The following is a 17635-nucleotide window of genomic DNA, read 5'->3' on the forward strand; positions in this document are numbered from 1 at the left end:
TCCCGGCTTCCAGCGTGCCCTCACCGAGGTGCGGCTAGGGTGAGCGCACCCCCAGCGTGTGTCTGTGAGTTGTTGTGTCTCAATTGCGTCTCGACAAAGAAAAATCTGTTGACACTCGAAACCGTGACATGTCATATTTTACTGACAAGCGAAGTGTGATCTAGATTACGTTTGCCAGGCGAACGGGTTATCCCGAACAGCTCGGCCGCGTTGTCACGTCAAAGGAGCTGTAGGCAATGAAACTTCGAATTCCCAAGGTATTGGCTGTAGGGGCCGTGGCCGCAGCGCTCATGGCAACCACTGGCTGTGGTGGCATTCTCAGCGGGGGAGATGAAAATGCGTCGGGCGATTCCGGCCCTATCAAGATTGCTGCGGTCATTCCCTTGTCGGGCTCCAGTGCACCTACTGGCACCTACATGAAGAACGGCATGCAGATGGCGATCGATGAGATCAATGCCAAGGGCGGGGTGCTTGGCCGCCAGCTGCAGTTTGATCCGGAGGACGAGGCCTGTGATCCCACTCAGGCTGCCGCCGCTGCCAACAAAGCGGTCTCCAACGGAGCTGTGGTCTCCGTGGGTGGTTATTGTTCCGGTGCCACCTTGCCTACTCTGCCCATCTTCGCCAAGGCGAACATCCCCATGATCATTCCGGCGGCCAACTCCCAGGAGCTGGTCAACCAGAAGCTGCCCAATGTGTTCCTGATCAATGGCACCGGAGCCCAGCAGTCGGCGGCAGCGGTGAAGTTCATGGCCAAGGACGGCGTGAAGTCGGTGGCTCTGGTCGATGACAACACCAGTTACTCCAAGGACATTGCGGCTCAGACCAAGAAGGATTTGGAAGCGGCAGGCGGCATTAAGGTAGCGCTGGCCACCTCGGTCACGGCCGGTGAAAGCGATTATTCTTCAGTGGTTCACGACATCACAGGCGCCAATCCGGACATGGTCTACTGGACCGGTTATTACCAGGAAGGTGGCCTGATCATCAACCAGCTCAAGGCTGCTGGCTTCAAGGGCAAGATTATGGTCGCAGATGGCAGTGTTGACGCCTCATTGATCGAGATTGCCGGCGGTACCAGCGCTGAGGGCGTCTTCGCCACCATGACTCAGACCCCCGACACCATCAAGGGAGCCGAGACCTGGATCGCCGACTACACGAAGAAGTTTGGCTCGGCCCCGGGCCCTTACTCCACCCAGTCCTATGACGCAGTCCGTCTCGCTGCTGAAGCCATCACCAAGGCAGACAGCACCGACGGGGATAAGATCATCGCCGCTTTGGCCGCCATCGACGGCTTCGAACTGTTCTCCGGACCGCTTAAGTTCACACCGGAACACACGCTCAGTAGCGGTGGATTCCAGATCCTCGTGGTCAAGGATGGCAAGTTCACCCTGCATGACGATCTGAGCTAACCCGCCAAGGGAAAACCACAATGGTCGGGGCGGGTGTTGAAGATGATGCCCGCCCCGGCTGCCATCCTTGAATCAAGGCAGGTCCCATGACACAGCTCCTTTGGAATGGCCTCTTCGTCGGGTCATTCTATGCATTGATTGCCCTTGGCTATTCCATGGTCTACGGCATTATTAAACTCCTCAACTTCGCCCACGGTGACCTTTACATGTTGGGGGCATTCATTGGTTATGCGATGCTCAGCTCCGTCGGCGTCATCCCGGCTTCCATGTCCATCACAGCCCTTCTCATAGTGCTCTTGCTGACCATGATCATCTCGGGTGGCATCGGTGTGGGCATTGAGCGTCTCGCCTACCGACCACTGCGCGGCTCGCCGCGACTCGCGGTCCTGATTACCGCCGTCGGCGCCTCCTTCACTCTCGAATACGGGGTCAGCGCCATCGCCGGCCCCAACCCCCGGGTTTTCCCGGTCCGGCTTCAGGGCGAGACCTTCGATATTCTCGGGGCGCGGGTATCGGCCCCGCAAATTGTTCTCATGGTGATCGCCGTGTTGCTCATGCTGAGCCTGAACTCCTACATTCAACGCACCTCCATGGGCAGGGCCATGCGCGCCATTGCCCTGGACCCCAAGGGCTCACTGCTCATGGGTATCAACGTCAACAAAGTCATCACCTGGACGTTCTTCATTGGCTCCGCGCTGGCAGGTGCCGCGGGAGTCATGGCTGGTGCATATTACGGCAAGATTGATTTCCTCATGGGCTTCATTATTGGGCTCAAGGCTTTTACCGCTGCCGTGATTGGTGGCATCGGCAACATCAAGGGCGCCATGCTCGGCGGTTTGCTCCTGGGCCTGCTGGAAGCCTTCGGGTCCCAGTGGTTGGGCGGGGAATGGCGGGATGTGTTCACCTTTGCGGTGCTCATCGCCTTCCTGACTTTGAAACCCACCGGCCTGCTCGGCGAACGAGTGACGGAGCGTGTCTAAATGAGTGAAAACGTTGACAGCTCCACCGCTCCACGCCTGATCGGCAAACCGGCCAGTGTTGTCTCGCGGCTCTTTGAAAGCAAGCAGTTGGGCTGGGCGGGGTTTGCCATTGCCGTGATCTTCCCCTTTCTGGTCGCCAACAATTACGCGATGAACATTGCCACGACGGCGGTCATCTTCATTCTGTTGGCCTCCGGGCTGAACATCGTGGTGGGCTACTGCGGCTTGCTGGACCTTGGTTACATTGCCTTCATGGCGGTGGGTGCTTATACCGCCGGCATTGTGTCCAAGGCGTGGGAGCTGCCCATCCTGTTCACGATCCCGGCCGTGCTGCTCATGACTGTCCTGGCCGGACTGATCATTGGCGCACCCACCCTGCGGCTACGAAGTGACTATCTGGCCATCGTGACACTGGGATTCGGTGAAATCATCCGCCTCACAGCCAACAACCTGACCATCACTGGCGGACCTTCTGGTATTTACGGCATCCCCGGCGTGGAGTTGTTTGGCCTGGACCTCTCCAGCCCCGTGATGTTCTATTTCTTCTGCGTGGTGGTGGTGAGTTTGCTGGTGCTGGGCTCGGCTCGGCTGGGTAAATCACGGCTCGGACGGGCGTGGCGCTTTGTTCGGGAGGACGAGGACGCCGCCGAAGCCATGGGCATCCACACGTATAAGGTCAAGCTGGCGGCCTACATCTTCGGCGCCATGTGGGGCGGCATAGGCGGGATGCTCTTCGCCGCGCATCTCTCCGCGATTTCCCCCCAAAGCTTCGTGTTCCTGCAATCGGCACTGGTGCTCATGGCCGTTGTGCTCGGCGGCATGGGTAACACCCGGGGCGTGGTGGTGGGAGCCGTGGTCATCTCGCTGCTGCCGGAGTTCCTGCGCGACATGGGCAACTTGCGGTACGTGATCTTCGGTGTGGTGCTGATCGCTGTCATGGTGCTGCGGCCTCAGGGCTTCTGGCCCACCCGGGCGTATGAACCTGAAAAGGCCGGGCCTGACCGGGACGGACATGACCAGGACGACGGCGGCTCCGGACCGGGTGCCCACGGCAGGAAACGCTCCCGGAGGGAACACAGGAAAGTAACCAGCTCCGGCCAAGAGAGAGGAGAGAACGCATGAGCCCGCTCTTGGAAGTCAGTGATCTGCAAATCGCCTTTGGTGGTGTGAAAGCCGTCAATGGGCTGAGCTTTAGCGCGGACGCCGGGGAAATTGTCTCCGTCATCGGCCCCAACGGCGCCGGCAAGACCAGCGCCTTCAACTGCATCACGGGCTTTTACAAGCCTGTGAGCGGCCACGTGAAGGTTGACGGCAAGGACATCACAGGCAAACGCCCCGCCGTCATTGCCGCCACTGGAGTGACCCGCACCTTCCAGAACCTCCGGCTCTTCCCGGACCTGACAGTGCTGGACAACGTCCGCGGCGGGATGCACCTCTACGGCGGCCAAAACGCCCTAGACGCGCTATTTCATACGCCCAGATACCGCAAGAGTGAGGAGTACTTCACGGCTGAGGCGCACCGCTGGCTGGACTTTGTTGGTTACAAGGGAGGGCGCGGCATCCCCGTGCGCAACCTGGCCTACGGCCAACAGCGGCAGGTGGAAATGGCACGTGCCATGGCCCGCAAGGCCAAATTGGTGCTCCTAGATGAGCCGGGCGCTGGCCTCAACCACTCGGAAAAACGTGAGTTGCTGGAACTGTGCCGCAAAATCCGGGACTTGGGTGCCGCCGTCGTACTCATTGAGCACGATATGAGCGTGGTCATGGAGGTCAGCGAACGGGTTGTGGTCATGAACTTCGGCAAGGAAATTGCTGACGGGACCCCGGCCGAAGTGAAGAAGAACCCGGCCGTGATTGAGGCGTATCTGGGTAAGGAAGACGAACCGGAACGTGGCGCTGATGCGCAAAAGGAAGAGGGTGAGTCCTGATGGCCATGCTCGAATTTGAGAACGTGGAAGTTTTCTACGGCAAGATCCAGGCCCTGCGCGGGATCACCGTCCGGGTCGAGGAGGGAGAGATTGTCTCGCTGTTGGGCAACAATGGCGCGGGCAAGACCACAACGTTGTCAGCGGCGTCGGCCATTGTGAAATCGCACGCCGGCAGGATCAGTTTTGCGGGCCAAGAAATTACGAAAGCAAAGCCGTGGGAAGTGGTCGCGGCCGGACTGATCCATGTACCGGAAGGACGGCGCATCTTCTCCACCCTCTCCGTCATGGAGAACCTGCAATTGGGCGGCTATCTGGTGAAGGACAGAGGGGCCGTGCAAAAACGCATTGCGGATGTTTTGGAGCTGCTGCCGCTCTTGGCCGAGCGTCGCAACCAGCAGGGCGGCACGCTCTCCGGCGGTGAGCAGCAGATGCTGGCCATTGGCCGGGCGTTGATCGCCGGGCCCAAGATGCTCATGTTAGATGAGCCGTCCATGGGGTTGGCGCCGCTCATTGTTGCCCAGGTCATGCAGGTGATTAAGGAAGTTAACGCGAACGGCACCACTGTCTTGCTGGTGGAGCAAAATGCGCGGGCCGCCCTGAAGATCACCAGTCGCGGCTACGTCATTGAAAGTGGAGTCACGACCCTGACAGGGACGGGGTCTGAGTTGCTGGCTGACTCCAGGATTGTGGAGGCCTATCTGGGGGCCTAGGCAGGCGCTGCGGTGATGGCTGTCCAGAATTGACGAGTCCCTTGTGTAATGTCATATTGCACTGAGTGGTTTTAGTGATTTTCCGGAACGAGCACATTGGCGAGAGCAAAGCGGCAAGCAGGCAGTTTCAAACAATTTGTACTGGGACGAAGGGTGATCGGCGCGCGTGGATATTCATGACTGGAGCATTGCCACAGTGGACTATCACACGGCGGGGGAGCCGTTCCGAATAGTTCCCGAGTTGCCGTTTGAAATAGCAGGGGACACCGTGTTGGCCAAGCGCGTGAATGCCGCCACCGGCCCTGCCAACGCCCTGCGCCGACTGCTGGTCAATGAGCCGCGCGGTCATGCCGATATGTACGGCGGATTCATCGTCCCGCCCAACGACCCCGGCGCTCACTTCGGTGTCTTGTTCTGGCACAAGGACGGCTTCTCGACGGCGTGCGGCCATGGCACTATCGCGTTGGGGGCATGGGCCGTGCGCAGTGGAATGGTGCCCGCCCAGGACGACGGCGTGACGGAGGTGGTGATCGACGTTCCCTCGGGGCGCGTCACGGCCCAGGTGACAACCGTGGCCGGGTTCATTGAATCCGTCACCTTTTGCAATGTACCTTCCTATGTCGCAGCCCGAAATATTGCTGTACAGACCCCTGACTTCGGCACCCTCACAGTGGATGTGCTCTGGGGTGGGGCACTGTACGCCTCACTTCCGGCACGGGCGGCGGGACTTCATATCACGCCGTCGGACCTCAATGCGCTCATTGCAGCTGGCCGGCAAATCAAGGCCGCGCTCGCAGACCACCCGGCAGCCATACATCCCAGCGAGCCTCGGCTGGACGGGATTTACGGCACCATTTTCCATGAAGACGCCGAGCCGGCCGGCGCTCTACTGGCGCAACGCAACGTGACGATCTTTGCCGACGGGCAGGTGGACCGTTCGCCCTGCGGATCCGGTACGGCCGCCCGTGTTGCTGCCTTGGATGACTCGGGGGAGTTGCTTCATGGCGCCGAGCTGGCACATTTTTCCATCGTCGATTCGTGTTTTACCGCCTCGGTACTGGGGCGCGAAGATGGTTCGGTGGTGGTGGGTGTCCGCGGAAACGCCTATCCGGTAGGGGTCTCCACCTTCACCCTGGACCCCCGGGACGAGCTCGGGTTGGGCTTTGTGCTGCGCTAAGAGACGGTCGATTTGCGCCGCGCTAGGACCACATCGGGCATGCCGGGTGCGCCCATTCCAATCGGGTTCCTGATTCATCGAAAAAGCTATTGTGTGTGACCTGCATCTACATTAGGCTTCTGTAACATGTCACACACTACAATCGATTGCGAGTGCTAATTATGGGGCAAGGAATATCAATGGAGGCGCCCGCAATGCGCCAAGCTTCAGGAACAAGTGCTGTGAATCCCGGCAAAGGTGTGCTGCGTCCGCTGGCAACAGCTGCCGTCAAGATCACGGGGGGACTGTTGGCCCAATGGCAGCAGCGCAACCGCACGGCGACGATCCCACACTCACTGACAGAACTCCGCAAATCGGGGAATCTGGAAAATTTCCGCACGATCATCAACGGGAATGGGTTGGACTTTGTGGGCCGCTATCCGTTCCTCGACACCGACATCTACAAAACCCTTGAAGGGCTGGTCTACGAGCTCGCCCGAGACGGTGCCAGTGAACTTCTCGAGGAACGTGACTTCTACGAAGAGGCCGTCGAGCTCATAGTCGGTGCCCAGTCTGCAAACGGTTACTTGAGTACTTACTACCAGAACCCTACAACCGGTAAGGAAGCCTGGTCGGATCTGACCTGGGGCCACGAACTTTACAATCTCGGGCACTTGATTCAGGCGGCCGTGGCGGCCAAGCGCCAGCTCGGTGATGATCGCCTGCTGGAGGTTGCTCGCCACTTTGCGGACCACGCATTTGAGACTTTCGGCCCTGACGGCATCGAGCAGGTGTGCGGCCATCCGGAAGTTGAAATGGCACTGGTGGAACTGTCTCGGGAAACTGGCTGCCCCAACTACCTTGAACTTGCCACGCTGTTTATTGACCGTCGTGGCCGGGGGCTAGTTGAACTCAACCATTTCCCCGCGGAGTACTTCCAGGACAATCACCCGCTCCGAGAGCTTCCTTCAGTGACTGGGCACGCTGTCCGCATGGGCTATCTTGCCGCCGGAGCAGCGGATGTTGCCGCGGAAACGGCCGACACTACTTTGTTTGCCAGCTTGGAGCGTCTCTGGCAAGACATGGTGAATAGCAAGCTTTATATCACCGGCGGGCTCGGAAGCAGGCACTCCGACGAGGCGATTGGGGATCGCTACGAACTTCCCTCAGAGCGTTCATACAGTGAAACGTGCGCCGCCATCTCCATCATGCAGTGGGGCTGGCGGATGTTCCTGGCCACAGCAGACACCCGCTACATCGATGTCTTCGAGACTGTTCTGTACAACGCCTATGCAGTGGGCCTGTCGCTGGAGGGTACCAAGTTCTTCTATGACAACCCGCTGCAGCGTCGAGGCGATCACGAGCAGCGCAGTGGTGCCGAAACCGATGGGGACCTGCTGCGACGCAGTTGGTTTGGCTGCCCCTGCTGCCCACCGAATGTGATTCGGTGGATGTCCGAGCTCCAGGACTACATTGCTGTTGAGAAGCAGGATTCACTGTTTATCGCGAACTATGCAACCGCCACAATTCGCTCGGGGACGATGGCTGTTGATATGAAGGCGAACTATCCGTGGGATGGCAATGTGCTGACCACTGTGACTGAAGCACCGGAAGGTGAATTCATGCTCGCTTTCAGGGTCCCTGCCTGGGCTAAGGGGGCTACGTTAGCTGTCAATGACGAGGCGGCAGTGGAGGTTGGCTCTGGCTGGGCTCAAGTGGAACGGGAGTGGCGCACAGGGGATCGGGTGCAACTAGTTGTGCCCATGGTTGTGAGCGCTCACATCTCACATCCGCACCTCGACGCGACCCGGGGCAGTGCAGCAGTTGTCCGGGGTCCTCTCGTCTACTGCGCGGAACAACAGGATAACGAAACAAGCGTCGATGACTTGATCATTGACTCTGCAGGTGTGGCTCAGGCGCGGACGTTGGATGCCGCAGCTCCGTCGCTAAGTTCTACACCCGCGCTGGGGGCCGACGTCGTGACGCTCACCATGCCAGTTCGCGTTGCCGAAGCTGCGGATGCCGAGCTGTATCCGCTGCTCGGCCACAGCGGCACGGACACTGTTTTCACACCCGGCACGGCCACCCTGGTTCCGTATTTCCTCTGGGGCAACCGCCAGGCTCAACCCATGAGGGTCTGGCTACGCACTTACTAAAGCAGGCCTTTTTTCGACTGATCTGTCAGTTCAAACAAACGAAAGAGATTTAGATGAAAACCAGGAATCTAGTTCTAGGTGTGGTACTTGCGGCGTCTCTGGCACTGACCGCATGTGGTGGCGGGACCAAGGGCGACGGCGGTGACGGTGCAGACTCTGATGTGCCGCAGAAGGGCGGAACGCTCAGTGTTCTACTCAACGCCGACTACTCCCATCTTGACCCGGCCATGGGATTCGATGGCGGTGTCAACAACTTCTACCGCCTGATCTACCGAACGCTGACGACCAACTCCACGGAGTCGGGAAAAACCTCGGAAATGGTGCCCGATCTGGCCACGGACCTGGGCACGCCCTCCGATGGCGGCAAGACTTGGACATTTACGCTCAAGGACGGACTCAAGTTTGAAGACGGCACTCCCATTACCAGCAAAGAGGTGAAATTTGGCGTCTCGCGGGTCTTTGATCCGGCTCAGGGCATCGGTTCACCCTATGCGAAGACTTTGCTGGATGACGGCTCCGGCTACCAGGGTCCCTACATTGACAAAGGCAAAGACTTTGCCGCCATCTCAACCCCTGATGAGAAGACTGTGGTCTTCCATCTCAACCAGCCCTATGCCGACTTTGCCTCAGTAGTGGGGCAGAACTCCTTCGTGCCGTTCCCTCTGGGCACCGGTGGAGGCACTGCGTTTGATGCCAAGCCCATCGCTTCCGGTCCTTACAAGGTGGAGAGCTACAACCGGGGCAGCGAGTTGACGTTGATCCGGAACACCAACTGGAGCGAGTCGACGGACGCCGTCCGCCTTGCCTACCCGGACAGTTTCGAGTTCACGTTCGGTCTCGATGGCGCCACCATCGACGAGCGCATGCTGGCCGACCAATCCGGGGATAAGAACGCCATCTCCGGAGGCTCATTGCAGCCCGCCAACGTCTCGCGCGTGCAGACACCGCAGATCCAGGACCGGGCCGTGAAGACCACCGCCGTATGCACTACCTACATGGGTTTGAACACCACCAAAGAAAACCTGTCCGACCCTCGAGTCCGCCAGGCCATCAACTACGCCGTGGACAAGTCCTCCCTCCTGACCGCGGCCGGCGGTAGCCAGCTGGCCACGGTGGCCAACACCATCATGGTTCCCTCACTGCTGGGTCGCAAGGATTTCAACTTGTACCCGAGCACCGACAACAAGGGTGATGTCGAAAAGGCCAAAGCACTGCTGGCCGAAGCTGGTCTCCCTGACGGATTTGAGATGGTTATAGACACCCGCGGGCAGCCAAAAATGACAGCACTCTCCGAAGGTATCCAGCAAGCACTGGCCAAGGTTGGCATCAAAGTGACCTTGAACGTCATCGATTCGTCCACGTTCTACGAAGTCATTGGGACCCGCTCGCAGCAGCACGATGCCGCAATCACCGGCTGGTGCCCGGACTGGGCTTCAGGAGCAACCTTCCTACCGCCCTTGTTTGATGGTGCGAACATCGCTGACAAGGGTAATTCCAACCTGGCGCAGATCGATGACCCGGCGGTGAACCAGCAGATCAAGGATATTGCTGCCATGACAGATGTGGACGCAGCCAATGCGGCCTACGGCGAGCTGGATGAGAAAATCATGGAGCTGGCACCGGTTGTTCCGCTCCTTTACGAGAACGGCCTACAGCTGACCGGAAGCAACATTGGCGAGAGCATCACCGGATTCAACGGCGGCATTGATCTTGTCACTGTCGGACTGGTCAAGCCGGGTAAGTAAAGCCCATGACCACAACGCCAACGCAATTGGCCGTTGCGGCCGAGGAAAAGGGGTCGCCGCTCAACGGTGGCGGCCCCACCTCGGCCCGTCGCGTCATTCACACCATGCGTCGCTCACCGGCGGTGCTTTTCAGTGCAGGCTTTATTGTCCTCATTGCACTCATGGCCATCTTCGCGCCTCTGCTGGTGCAGCTTTCCGGCTGGGGCCCTTATGAATACGACGCGAATGCCGTCAACCCGGACCTAGGTGGACTTCCTCACGGGTCCCTAGGTGGCATCGGTGCTGACCATTGGTTGGGAGTTGAACCGCAAAGCGGCCGAGACATCTTCGCCCGCATCGCCTACGGAGGGCGGGTCTCACTCTCAATTGCCGTCAGCGCAACTCTATTGACCACCTTCATCGGCGTTGTCCTGGGCACCGTGGCAGGATTCTTTGGCGGGGTTGCCGACCAGATCATTTCACGCCTGATGGACTTCCTGATGGCGTTCCCCAGCCTGATCTTCATGATCGCTCTGCTCTCAGCCCTACCTGCCGGGAACCGTCCTGTGCTGTTGGTACTGGTGCTGAGCGTTTTTGGTTGGCCCTACATGGCACGCGTCATACGCGGCCAGAGCATGTCCATCAAGAACCGAGAGTTTGTCGAGGCAGCCTACGCATCAGGAGCCTCCAAGCTGCAAATTGTCTTCCGTGAAGTGCTACCGAACCTGACCGGTACCATCATCGTCATGTGCACGCTGTCCGTGCCCGGCTATATCGGCACGGAAGCCGGGTTGTCCTTCCTAGGTGTTGGTGTCACACCTCCCACCGCGTCATGGGGGCAAATGATTGCGGCGGCGGTCCCGTGGTACGCCACCGATCCCATGTTCTTTATGGTCCCAGGAACATTCCTGTTTCTGACAGTTCTGTCGTTCACCGTGTTCGGCGACCACCTCAGCAAGGCCATAGACACCGGAGAGGCTCGCTAATGGTCAGTTACTTTTTGAGGCGGCTATTCAGCGTCGCCGTAATCCTGTTCTTCGTCAGCTTCCTGACGTTCGTCATTTTTTTCCAGCTCTCACCTGATCCTGCCGTCATGATTTGCGGAAAAACCTGCACCCCCGAACGGATCGAGCAGATCCGGGAACAGCTAGGAGTGAACCAGCCGTTCCTCACGCAGTTCTTCACCTTTCTAGGCGGCATATTTGCCGGCCGGAGCTACGGTGCCGGCGAGGCCGCCATTCACTGTGCGGCACCCTGCCTGGGCTTCAGTTTCCAGACCAGCCAGTCCGTCATGGATATGATCGTCTCGCGATTGCCCGTCAGTATCACCATTGCTGCAGGTGCTGCTGTGCTGTGGCTCCTGATTGGCGTCTCTGCCGGACTAATCAGTGCCATCAAGTCCGGCACATGGTGGGACAAGGGAGCCATGATGTTCGCCTTGGGTGGCATCTCCTTGCCGAATTACTTCATCGCACTGGTGCTCCAATACGTTCTCGTCGTACAACTGCAGATCCTGCCGTTTCCGTCCACCCCAGACTTCGCCGAAGACCCCCTGTTCTGGTTCCAGTCCTACATCATGCCGTGGTCGGTGCTCGCCTTTGGTTACGCGTCCATGTACGCACGGCTGACGCGGGCCAATGTGCTGGACACTTTGGGGGAGAATTTCATGCGGACGGCCCGGGCCAAGGGGCTGCCACCGCTGCTGGTGTTGCGTCGGCATGCCCTGCGCCCGTCATTGACCCCGATCGTGACCTTGTTCGGCATGGATTTTGCTGGCCTGCTGGGCGGGGCGCTCATTACCGAGACTGTCTTCGGCCTCAACGGCGTTGGAAAACTGGCGGCAGACTCCATCGGAAAAAATGACCAGCCAGTCATCATGGGTGTGACTCTCATGGCGGCATTGTTCGTGGTGGTGGCCAATGTGGTGGTTGATTTGCTGTACGCGTTCCTTGACCCGCGAGTGAGGATAAAAGCATGAGGCACGATCAAAAAGGCAGTATCCCCGCGAACCACCTGCTGGCCGTCACCGGGCTCGGCGTGAGGTTTCCAACCCCTAAGGGGCCCGTCGACGTCGTGAAGGACTTGTCCTTCACCCTTGATCGGGGACAAACGCTGGGCATCGTGGGCGAGTCGGGTTCAGGGAAGTCCATGACTAGTCTGGCCATCATGGGCCTGCTGCCTAAGGATGCCAAGGTCACCGGGAGTATCCTGCTCAACGGCTCACAGACGGTGGATCGCTCCGATGCAGAGTTGCGCAAATTGCGCGGTGACAGCATGGCCATGGTGTTTCAAGACCCCTTATCTTCACTCAACCCCTACTACACGGTGGGCCTGCAGATCACGGAAGCTTACAGGGCGCACCGGAATGTCAGCCGCAGGGCTGCACGGGCGGTAGCGCTGGAAGCAATGGCGCAGGTGCAGATCAAGGACCCGCAGCTGCGCATTGACCAATACCCGCATCAGTTCTCCGGTGGAATGCGCCAACGCATCATGATTGCCATCGCGTTGTGCTGTGAACCTGATCTGATTATCGCCGACGAGCCAACCACCGCCCTGGACGTGACAGTACAGGCACAGATTCTGGCGCTCATGGCCGATCTTCAAAAAGAGACAGGGGCTGGGATGATCTTCATCACCCATGACCTTGCCGTGGTGAGCCAAGTAGCGCAAAACGTCATCGTCATGAACACGGGCAGACCGGTTGAAAGCGGCACCACCGAGCAGATTTTCTCTGCCCCGGCGCACCCCTATACCCGGGCACTGCTCAACGCCATTCCACGACTTGACGACGATCTTGAGGAGCTCAAAATGGTTCAGGAATTTACTCGCCCCAAAGTCACTCCGGCGGCGGTGACCACCTCATGAGCGCAACTACGAAGACACTGCCGGAGAGCGAACCGGCCCTGCTGGAAGCCCGAAACCTGGTTATGGAATTCGGCACAGCCTCCGGCGGCGTCCTGACTCAGAAGAAGAGTGTTTTCCGGGCTGTTGACGACGTCAGTTTGAGCGTGCGCCACGGCCGCACGCTAGCTGTCGTTGGAGAATCAGGCTCCGGGAAGTCAACCACCGCTCGCATCATAGCGAAGCTGCTACCGGCCACAAGCGGCAGTATCTTCGTTGAAGGAGAGGACGTCACCGATGTCAGCAAGGACGCGCTCAGGCGCTTCCGCCGGCAAGTGCAGGTGGTCTTTCAAGACCCATTTTCTTCGCTCAATCCGCGGCACACGGTGGATAGAATCATCACGGCTCCGTTGGACTATCAAGGGATCACCGTCCCCGGCGGGAAGCGACGACTGGTCAAGGAACTCATGGAGAGGGTGGGGTTGGACCCGGATCACAGCGGTCGGTACCCATCCCAATTTTCTGGCGGCCAGGCGCAGCGCATTGGCATTGCCCGGGCCTTAGCCGTTAAACCGAAACTACTGATCTGTGATGAAGCGGTGTCGGCCCTGGACGTCTCCGTTCAGGCACAAGTCATCAATTTGTTCAAAAGCCTGCAAGCCGAAAACGGCTACAGTATTGTCTTCATCGCCCACGACCTCGCCGTTGTCCGCCAAATTGCCCACGATGTCATGGTCATGAACCGGGGCGCTGTCGTGGAACAGGGGAGCCGGGACGATATTTTTGACCGGCCGCAAGAGCAATACACAAAGACGCTGTTGGCAGCAATTCCCACCATCAATCCGGAGTGGGAAGCGCGGCGTCGGATGAACGAACAGCGAGTGGGGGCAGCCACGTGATAATCAGCCAATACACGATCCCCTCCATGACAGTGACAGACCGCCGGGTAACCGTGCCGCTCGACTGGTTCGAGGAATCGAGCAACGAGACCATTTCCGTCTTTGCTCGAGAGCTCGTCGATCCTGGTCGCCGTCATGAGGACCTGCCGGTCATGGTGTTTTTGCAGGGTGGGCCTGGTGGCAAAGGACCGCGGCCAACCGTCCGTGACGGCTGGATCGGCCAAGTCCTCAAAACTCATCGCTTGGTGCTGCTAGATCAGCGTGGTACGGGCCGCAGCACCAGAGTAGATGCGGACTTCATGTCCCGTTTCGCCGGAAACGGTGCCAGCAACAGTGCTGGGGCCGCGGCGGACTATTTGCTCCACTTCCGAGCTGATTCCATCGTTGCCGACGCCGAACATTTGCGAAAGACCGTCTATGGGGGCCGTCGCTGGACCACACTGGGGCAAAGTTATGGCGGGTTCCTGACACTGACATACCTTTCGCAGGCGCCAGAGGGTTTGACTGCTTCCTATGTGACCGGCGGACTGGCCAGTATTTGTCCCGATGCCTCGGAAGTGTACCGGCGCACCTATCCGCGAACCCGAGCTAAGAACCAGCAATTCCACAGCCGATACCCCGATGACGTGAAGCTGCTTGCCCGACTCGCCGACCGACTCGCTGCCGGGGATGTGCGCCTGCCCGACGGCGATACGCTCACCGTCCGCCGTTTCCAAACACTGGGCATTGACTTCGGCATGAAGCCAGGTTTCGAACGTATGCACTGGCTGCTGGATGAGGCGTTTGCTGATGATGGTGAACGGCTGCACGACGGTTTCCTGGCCCAGGTACTGGCCCGCAGCTCCTATGCGGATAACCCTCTGTTCGCGGTCATGCAGGAGAATATCTACGGCCACGGCGCCAATGGCCCCAGTAACTGGGCGGCACAGGCGGAACACGACAGGAATCCTGACTTTGCGGAAGCGGCCAGGCCTCTGCTGCTAACGGGGGAGATGATGTACCCGTGGATGTTTGAGGAGATTCGCTTGCTGCGTCCGTTCGCAGGTGCCGTCAATGAGCTCGCCCGCAGGGAGAACTTCAGCGAGCTCTACAACGTTGAGCGCCTCGCCGCCAACGAAGTGCCAGTTGCCGCGGCAGTTTACTTCGATGACATGTATGTTGATTCCGGGCTGCAACTGGACACGGCGGCGGCCGTGGGTAACGTTCACGCCTGGGTAACGAATGAGTTTGAACACGACGGCATTGGGGATCCGAAGGTGTTCACCTATCTACAGGACAAGATTGCCAGTTTGGGCGGAGAGAAATGAGAATGAAAATCACTGAAACAACCACGGCAGCAGCGACTTCCATGCCAACACCGACAACCCCGGATCCCCGCATACCCAAGCTGGGCAACATTCCGGCATTCACCGAATATATGAGCCAGGGTTGGGGTACACCGGACCGGACCCCGCCCGTGGTGGCCGGTGCCGCTGCCGCAGCAGAGCACCACCGGGCCCGGCTTTCAGCGGAGTTTGGGGATCGGGCCTTGGTGGTCGGTGCCGGCACCGCGCCGGTACGGGCCAATGACACCTACTACGACTTCCGCCCGGACTCTGACTTCTACTGGCTCACTGGTGCCAGCATCGAGGGTGCCGTGTTGGTGATGACCCCTACTGGTGCCGGGCACGACGCCACCTTGTTCATTCCGGCTCCATTCTTTGCTGGCGATCCGCGGTTTTTCACCAATGCTGCACATGGCGAAATGTGGGTTGGATCAGCCCCAGACTTCTCGGATTGGTCCGAGGCTCTGTCCCTGCCAGTTAAGCCACTGGATGAGCTCGACGCCGGCATCGTTGCGGCGCAGCGCTCCGGTCCAACGGCCTTGGCTGCCGGTGTGGTGCCGCAGGACGTCATTGCGAGTCATGGACTTGATGCCGGCGGTGAACTTGGCCGGGTCTGCTCAACCTTGCGCATGATCAAGGATGACTGGGAGATCGCTCAGCTGCGCGAAGCAGTGGACCATTCGATCAGCGGTTTTGCGGCTGTGCTCAGGGAGGTCCCGACGGCCATCAGATCTGGCGGGGAACGGTGGCTCCAAGGCACCTTTGACCGCCATGCCCGCACCCATGGAAATGGGGCCGGCTATGCAACCATCGTCGGCAGTGGCAAGCACGCACCCACGCTTCACTGGGTACGCTGCGACGGGCCGGTGTTGGAAGATGCGGTTCTGCTGTTGGACATGGGGGTTGAAACCAGAAGTTTTTACACGGCGGATGTGACACGCACTTTCCCGGGTTCGGGCACCTTCAGCCCGATCCAACGCCAAGTCCACGACCTTGTGGAGAAGTCGCACCGGGCCGGACTGGCGGCCGTGGGCCCTGGAAAACCATGGACAGACTTCCACACTGCCAGCATGGAGGTCATCGCCAACGGGCTCCACGACTGGGGCTTGCTACCTGTCTCGGTGGACGAAGCATTGTCGCCGCAGGGCCAGCATCACCGGCGCTATTTGGTATGTGGAGTAGGCCACCATCTGGGACTCGACGTCCATGACTGCGCGCAGTCGAGCTACGAAGACTACCAGGGTGCACTCATGGCACCAGGCATGGTGCTGACGGTCGAACCGGGCCTGTATTTCCACGAGCACGATCTGACCTTGCCGCCGGAACTACGAGGCATTGGTGTGCGGCTGGAAGATGACATCGTTGTTACAGCTACGGGCTCCGACGTCATTTCTGATGCCCTGCCACTGGATGCGAGGGGTATTGAGGCGTGGATGGCACAGGCCCAAAAATAGTCTCCAAAAACACTAGTGGAATGTGACATTGTACTGTTAGTCTGAAGCGGTACCCAGGGTTGGTGGTGCTGCAAACAATGCCAGCAGCACCACCAGCCACTCCGCTGCACCAGAACATCTACAAGGAGATTTCGATGACGAGTCGCACCCGGTCTTGGCAGGGCATTCACGTTGCCACGGCGCTTCCCTTTAATGACGATATGAGCGTTGACTACGAGGCCTTTGCCGAGCATGTTGCCTGGCTTGCGGCCAACGGCTGCGATGGCGTCTGCCCCAACGGTTCACTGGGGGAATACCAGACGCTGACAGACGAAGAGCGGGCCAAGGTCATCGAGACCGCGGTCGCTGCATCTCCCGAAGGATTCACCGTCATGGCTGGCGCGGCCGCCTATGGGGCTGATGAAGCACGCCGCTGGGCCGAACAGGCAAAGGCTGCCGGCGCAGCCTCCATCTTGTTGCTCCCGCCGAACACCTTCCGGGCCGACGAAGAAACAGTCATTGCCCACTACCGCGAGGTGGCCAAGGCCGGCCTGCCTATTGTTGCGTACAACAACCCGCTGGATACCAAGGTAGACCTCACGCCATCGGTGCTGGCGCGGCTGCATGCCGAGGGCCTGATCGTTGCCGTGAAGGAATTCACCGGCGATGTGCGCCGCGCGTACGAAATCGCAGAGCTGGCTCCGGAATTGGACCTGCTCATCGGTTCCGACGATGTGTTGCTGGAGATGGGTATAGCTGGCGCAGTGGGATGGATCGCTGGCTACCCCAACGCCATTCCGCAGAGCACCGTAAACCTCTACAATTTGGCCACGAGTGGCAGCATGGAGGACATCGCCACAGCGCTGCCGATCTACCGCGAACTGCACTCACTGTTGCGTTGGGATTCCAAAACGGAATTCGTCCAGGCCATCAAGCTGTCCATGGACATTGCGGGACGAAAGGGCGGACTCTGCCGCCAGCCGCGATTGCCGCTCAGCGACGATCTGGTCTCCCGAATCACAGCAGACACCGAGGCCGTGCTGGCCAAGGGGTATAAGTAAGTATCAAGTTGGACTG

The 17635-nt window shown here is 59.3% G+C and carries 15 protein-coding genes; all 15 read left to right on the forward strand.

The features are described 5' to 3' along the window. Positions 1–236 precede the first annotated feature (236 nt). The 15 genes from CXQ93_RS02425 (at position 237) to CXQ93_RS02495 (ending at position 17619) form a co-directional block, all read left to right on the forward strand. Positions 237–1406 (forward strand): branched-chain amino acid ABC transporter substrate-binding protein, encoded by a 1170-nt coding sequence (locus CXQ93_RS02425; protein WP_104108868.1) that lies wholly within the window; start codon positions 237–239, stop codon positions 1404–1406. Positions 1407–1492: 86 nt separating this feature from the next. Next, on the forward strand, positions 1493–2386 hold the full coding sequence (locus CXQ93_RS02430) for a branched-chain amino acid ABC transporter permease (protein WP_104108869.1): 894 nt from the start codon (positions 1493–1495) through the stop codon (positions 2384–2386). Continuing rightward, a complete protein-coding gene (locus CXQ93_RS02435; RefSeq protein ID WP_104108870.1) occupies positions 2387–3508 on the forward strand; it encodes a branched-chain amino acid ABC transporter permease in 1122 nt (373 codons plus the stop codon). It begins immediately after the preceding gene. Further along, on the forward strand, positions 3505–4314 hold the full coding sequence (locus CXQ93_RS02440; RefSeq protein ID WP_104108871.1) for an ABC transporter ATP-binding protein: 810 nt from the start codon (positions 3505–3507) through the stop codon (positions 4312–4314). Before CXQ93_RS02435 ends, CXQ93_RS02440 begins: the two co-directional genes overlap by 4 nt. A 5-nt stretch (positions 4315–4319) precedes the next feature. Then, positions 4320–5024, forward strand: coding sequence for an ABC transporter ATP-binding protein (locus tag CXQ93_RS02445; protein WP_374953383.1), 705 nt, complete (start codon positions 4320–4322; stop codon positions 5022–5024). Positions 5025–5190: 166 nt separating this feature from the next. Next, positions 5191–6201 (forward strand): proline racemase family protein, encoded by a 1011-nt coding sequence (locus tag CXQ93_RS02450; protein WP_258068535.1) that lies wholly within the window; start codon positions 5191–5193, stop codon positions 6199–6201. A gap of 179 nt (positions 6202–6380) precedes the next feature. Next, complete coding sequence (locus tag CXQ93_RS02455; RefSeq protein WP_104108873.1) at positions 6381–8336, forward strand: glycoside hydrolase family 127 protein; 1956 nt, start codon at positions 6381–6383, stop codon at positions 8334–8336. 53 nt (positions 8337–8389) lie between these two features. Next, positions 8390–10081: an ABC transporter substrate-binding protein gene (locus CXQ93_RS02460; protein ID WP_104108874.1), complete on the forward strand. Its 1692-nt coding sequence runs from the start codon at positions 8390–8392 to the stop codon at positions 10079–10081. 5 nt (positions 10082–10086) lie between these two features. Continuing rightward, positions 10087–11046, forward strand: coding sequence for an ABC transporter permease (locus CXQ93_RS02465; protein WP_104108875.1), 960 nt, complete (start codon positions 10087–10089; stop codon positions 11044–11046). Then, complete coding sequence (locus CXQ93_RS02470; RefSeq protein WP_104108876.1) at positions 11046–12038, forward strand: ABC transporter permease; 993 nt, start codon at positions 11046–11048, stop codon at positions 12036–12038. Before CXQ93_RS02465 ends, CXQ93_RS02470 begins: the two co-directional genes overlap by 1 nt. Next, entirely contained in the window at positions 12035–12925 is an 891-nt protein-coding gene (locus CXQ93_RS02475) for an ABC transporter ATP-binding protein (protein WP_104108877.1), read from the forward strand. Before CXQ93_RS02470 ends, CXQ93_RS02475 begins: the two co-directional genes overlap by 4 nt. Then, entirely contained in the window at positions 12922–13800 is an 879-nt protein-coding gene (locus CXQ93_RS02480; protein ID WP_104108878.1) for an ATP-binding cassette domain-containing protein, read from the forward strand. The genes CXQ93_RS02475 and CXQ93_RS02480 overlap by 4 nt, the downstream gene beginning before the upstream one ends. 26 nt (positions 13801–13826) lie before the next feature. Then, positions 13827–15107 (forward strand): alpha/beta hydrolase, encoded by a 1281-nt coding sequence (locus CXQ93_RS02485; protein WP_258068536.1) that lies wholly within the window; start codon positions 13827–13829, stop codon positions 15105–15107. Between the two features lie 2 nt (positions 15108–15109). After that, positions 15110–16579: an aminopeptidase P family protein gene (locus CXQ93_RS02490; RefSeq protein WP_258068539.1), complete on the forward strand. Its 1470-nt coding sequence runs from the start codon at positions 15110–15112 to the stop codon at positions 16577–16579. A gap of 134 nt (positions 16580–16713) precedes the next feature. Then, complete coding sequence (locus CXQ93_RS02495) at positions 16714–17619, forward strand: dihydrodipicolinate synthase family protein (RefSeq protein ID WP_104108880.1); 906 nt, start codon at positions 16714–16716, stop codon at positions 17617–17619. The last annotated feature ends 16 nt before the right edge of the window (positions 17620–17635 follow it).

This window comes from Arthrobacter sp. N199823, from assembly GCF_002929705.1.
Classification (GTDB): Bacteria; Actinomycetota; Actinomycetes; order Actinomycetales; family Micrococcaceae; genus Specibacter.

What these genes read in the sequence shown, in the direction of transcription:
- CXQ93_RS02470 (WP_104108876.1), top strand. Translation starts at nt 11,046, where the DNA reads ATGGTCAGTTACTTTTTGAGGCGGCTATTCAGCGTCGCCGTAATCCTG.
- CXQ93_RS02435 (WP_104108870.1), top strand. Translation starts at nt 2,387, where the DNA reads ATGAGTGAAAACGTTGACAGCTCCACCGCTCCACGCCTGATCGGCAAA.
- CXQ93_RS02475 (WP_104108877.1), top strand. Translation starts at nt 12,035, where the DNA reads ATGAGGCACGATCAAAAAGGCAGTATCCCCGCGAACCACCTGCTGGCC.
- CXQ93_RS02495 (WP_104108880.1), top strand. Translation starts at nt 16,714, where the DNA reads ATGACGAGTCGCACCCGGTCTTGGCAGGGCATTCACGTTGCCACGGCG.
- CXQ93_RS02425 (WP_104108868.1), top strand. Translation starts at nt 237, where the DNA reads ATGAAACTTCGAATTCCCAAGGTATTGGCTGTAGGGGCCGTGGCCGCA.
- CXQ93_RS02445 (WP_374953383.1), top strand. Translation starts at nt 4,320, where the DNA reads ATGCTCGAATTTGAGAACGTGGAAGTTTTCTACGGCAAGATCCAGGCC.
- CXQ93_RS02480 (WP_104108878.1), top strand. Translation starts at nt 12,922, where the DNA reads ATGAGCGCAACTACGAAGACACTGCCGGAGAGCGAACCGGCCCTGCTG.
- CXQ93_RS02465 (WP_104108875.1), top strand. Translation starts at nt 10,087, where the DNA reads ATGACCACAACGCCAACGCAATTGGCCGTTGCGGCCGAGGAAAAGGGG.
- CXQ93_RS02440 (WP_104108871.1), top strand. Translation starts at nt 3,505, where the DNA reads ATGAGCCCGCTCTTGGAAGTCAGTGATCTGCAAATCGCCTTTGGTGGT.
- CXQ93_RS02460 (WP_104108874.1), top strand. Translation starts at nt 8,390, where the DNA reads ATGAAAACCAGGAATCTAGTTCTAGGTGTGGTACTTGCGGCGTCTCTG.
- CXQ93_RS02430 (WP_104108869.1), top strand. Translation starts at nt 1,493, where the DNA reads ATGACACAGCTCCTTTGGAATGGCCTCTTCGTCGGGTCATTCTATGCA.
- CXQ93_RS02490 (WP_258068539.1), top strand. Translation starts at nt 15,110, where the DNA reads ATGAAAATCACTGAAACAACCACGGCAGCAGCGACTTCCATGCCAACA.
- CXQ93_RS02455 (WP_104108873.1), top strand. Translation starts at nt 6,381, where the DNA reads ATGGAGGCGCCCGCAATGCGCCAAGCTTCAGGAACAAGTGCTGTGAAT.
- CXQ93_RS02485 (WP_258068536.1), top strand. Translation starts at nt 13,827, where the DNA reads ATGACAGTGACAGACCGCCGGGTAACCGTGCCGCTCGACTGGTTCGAG.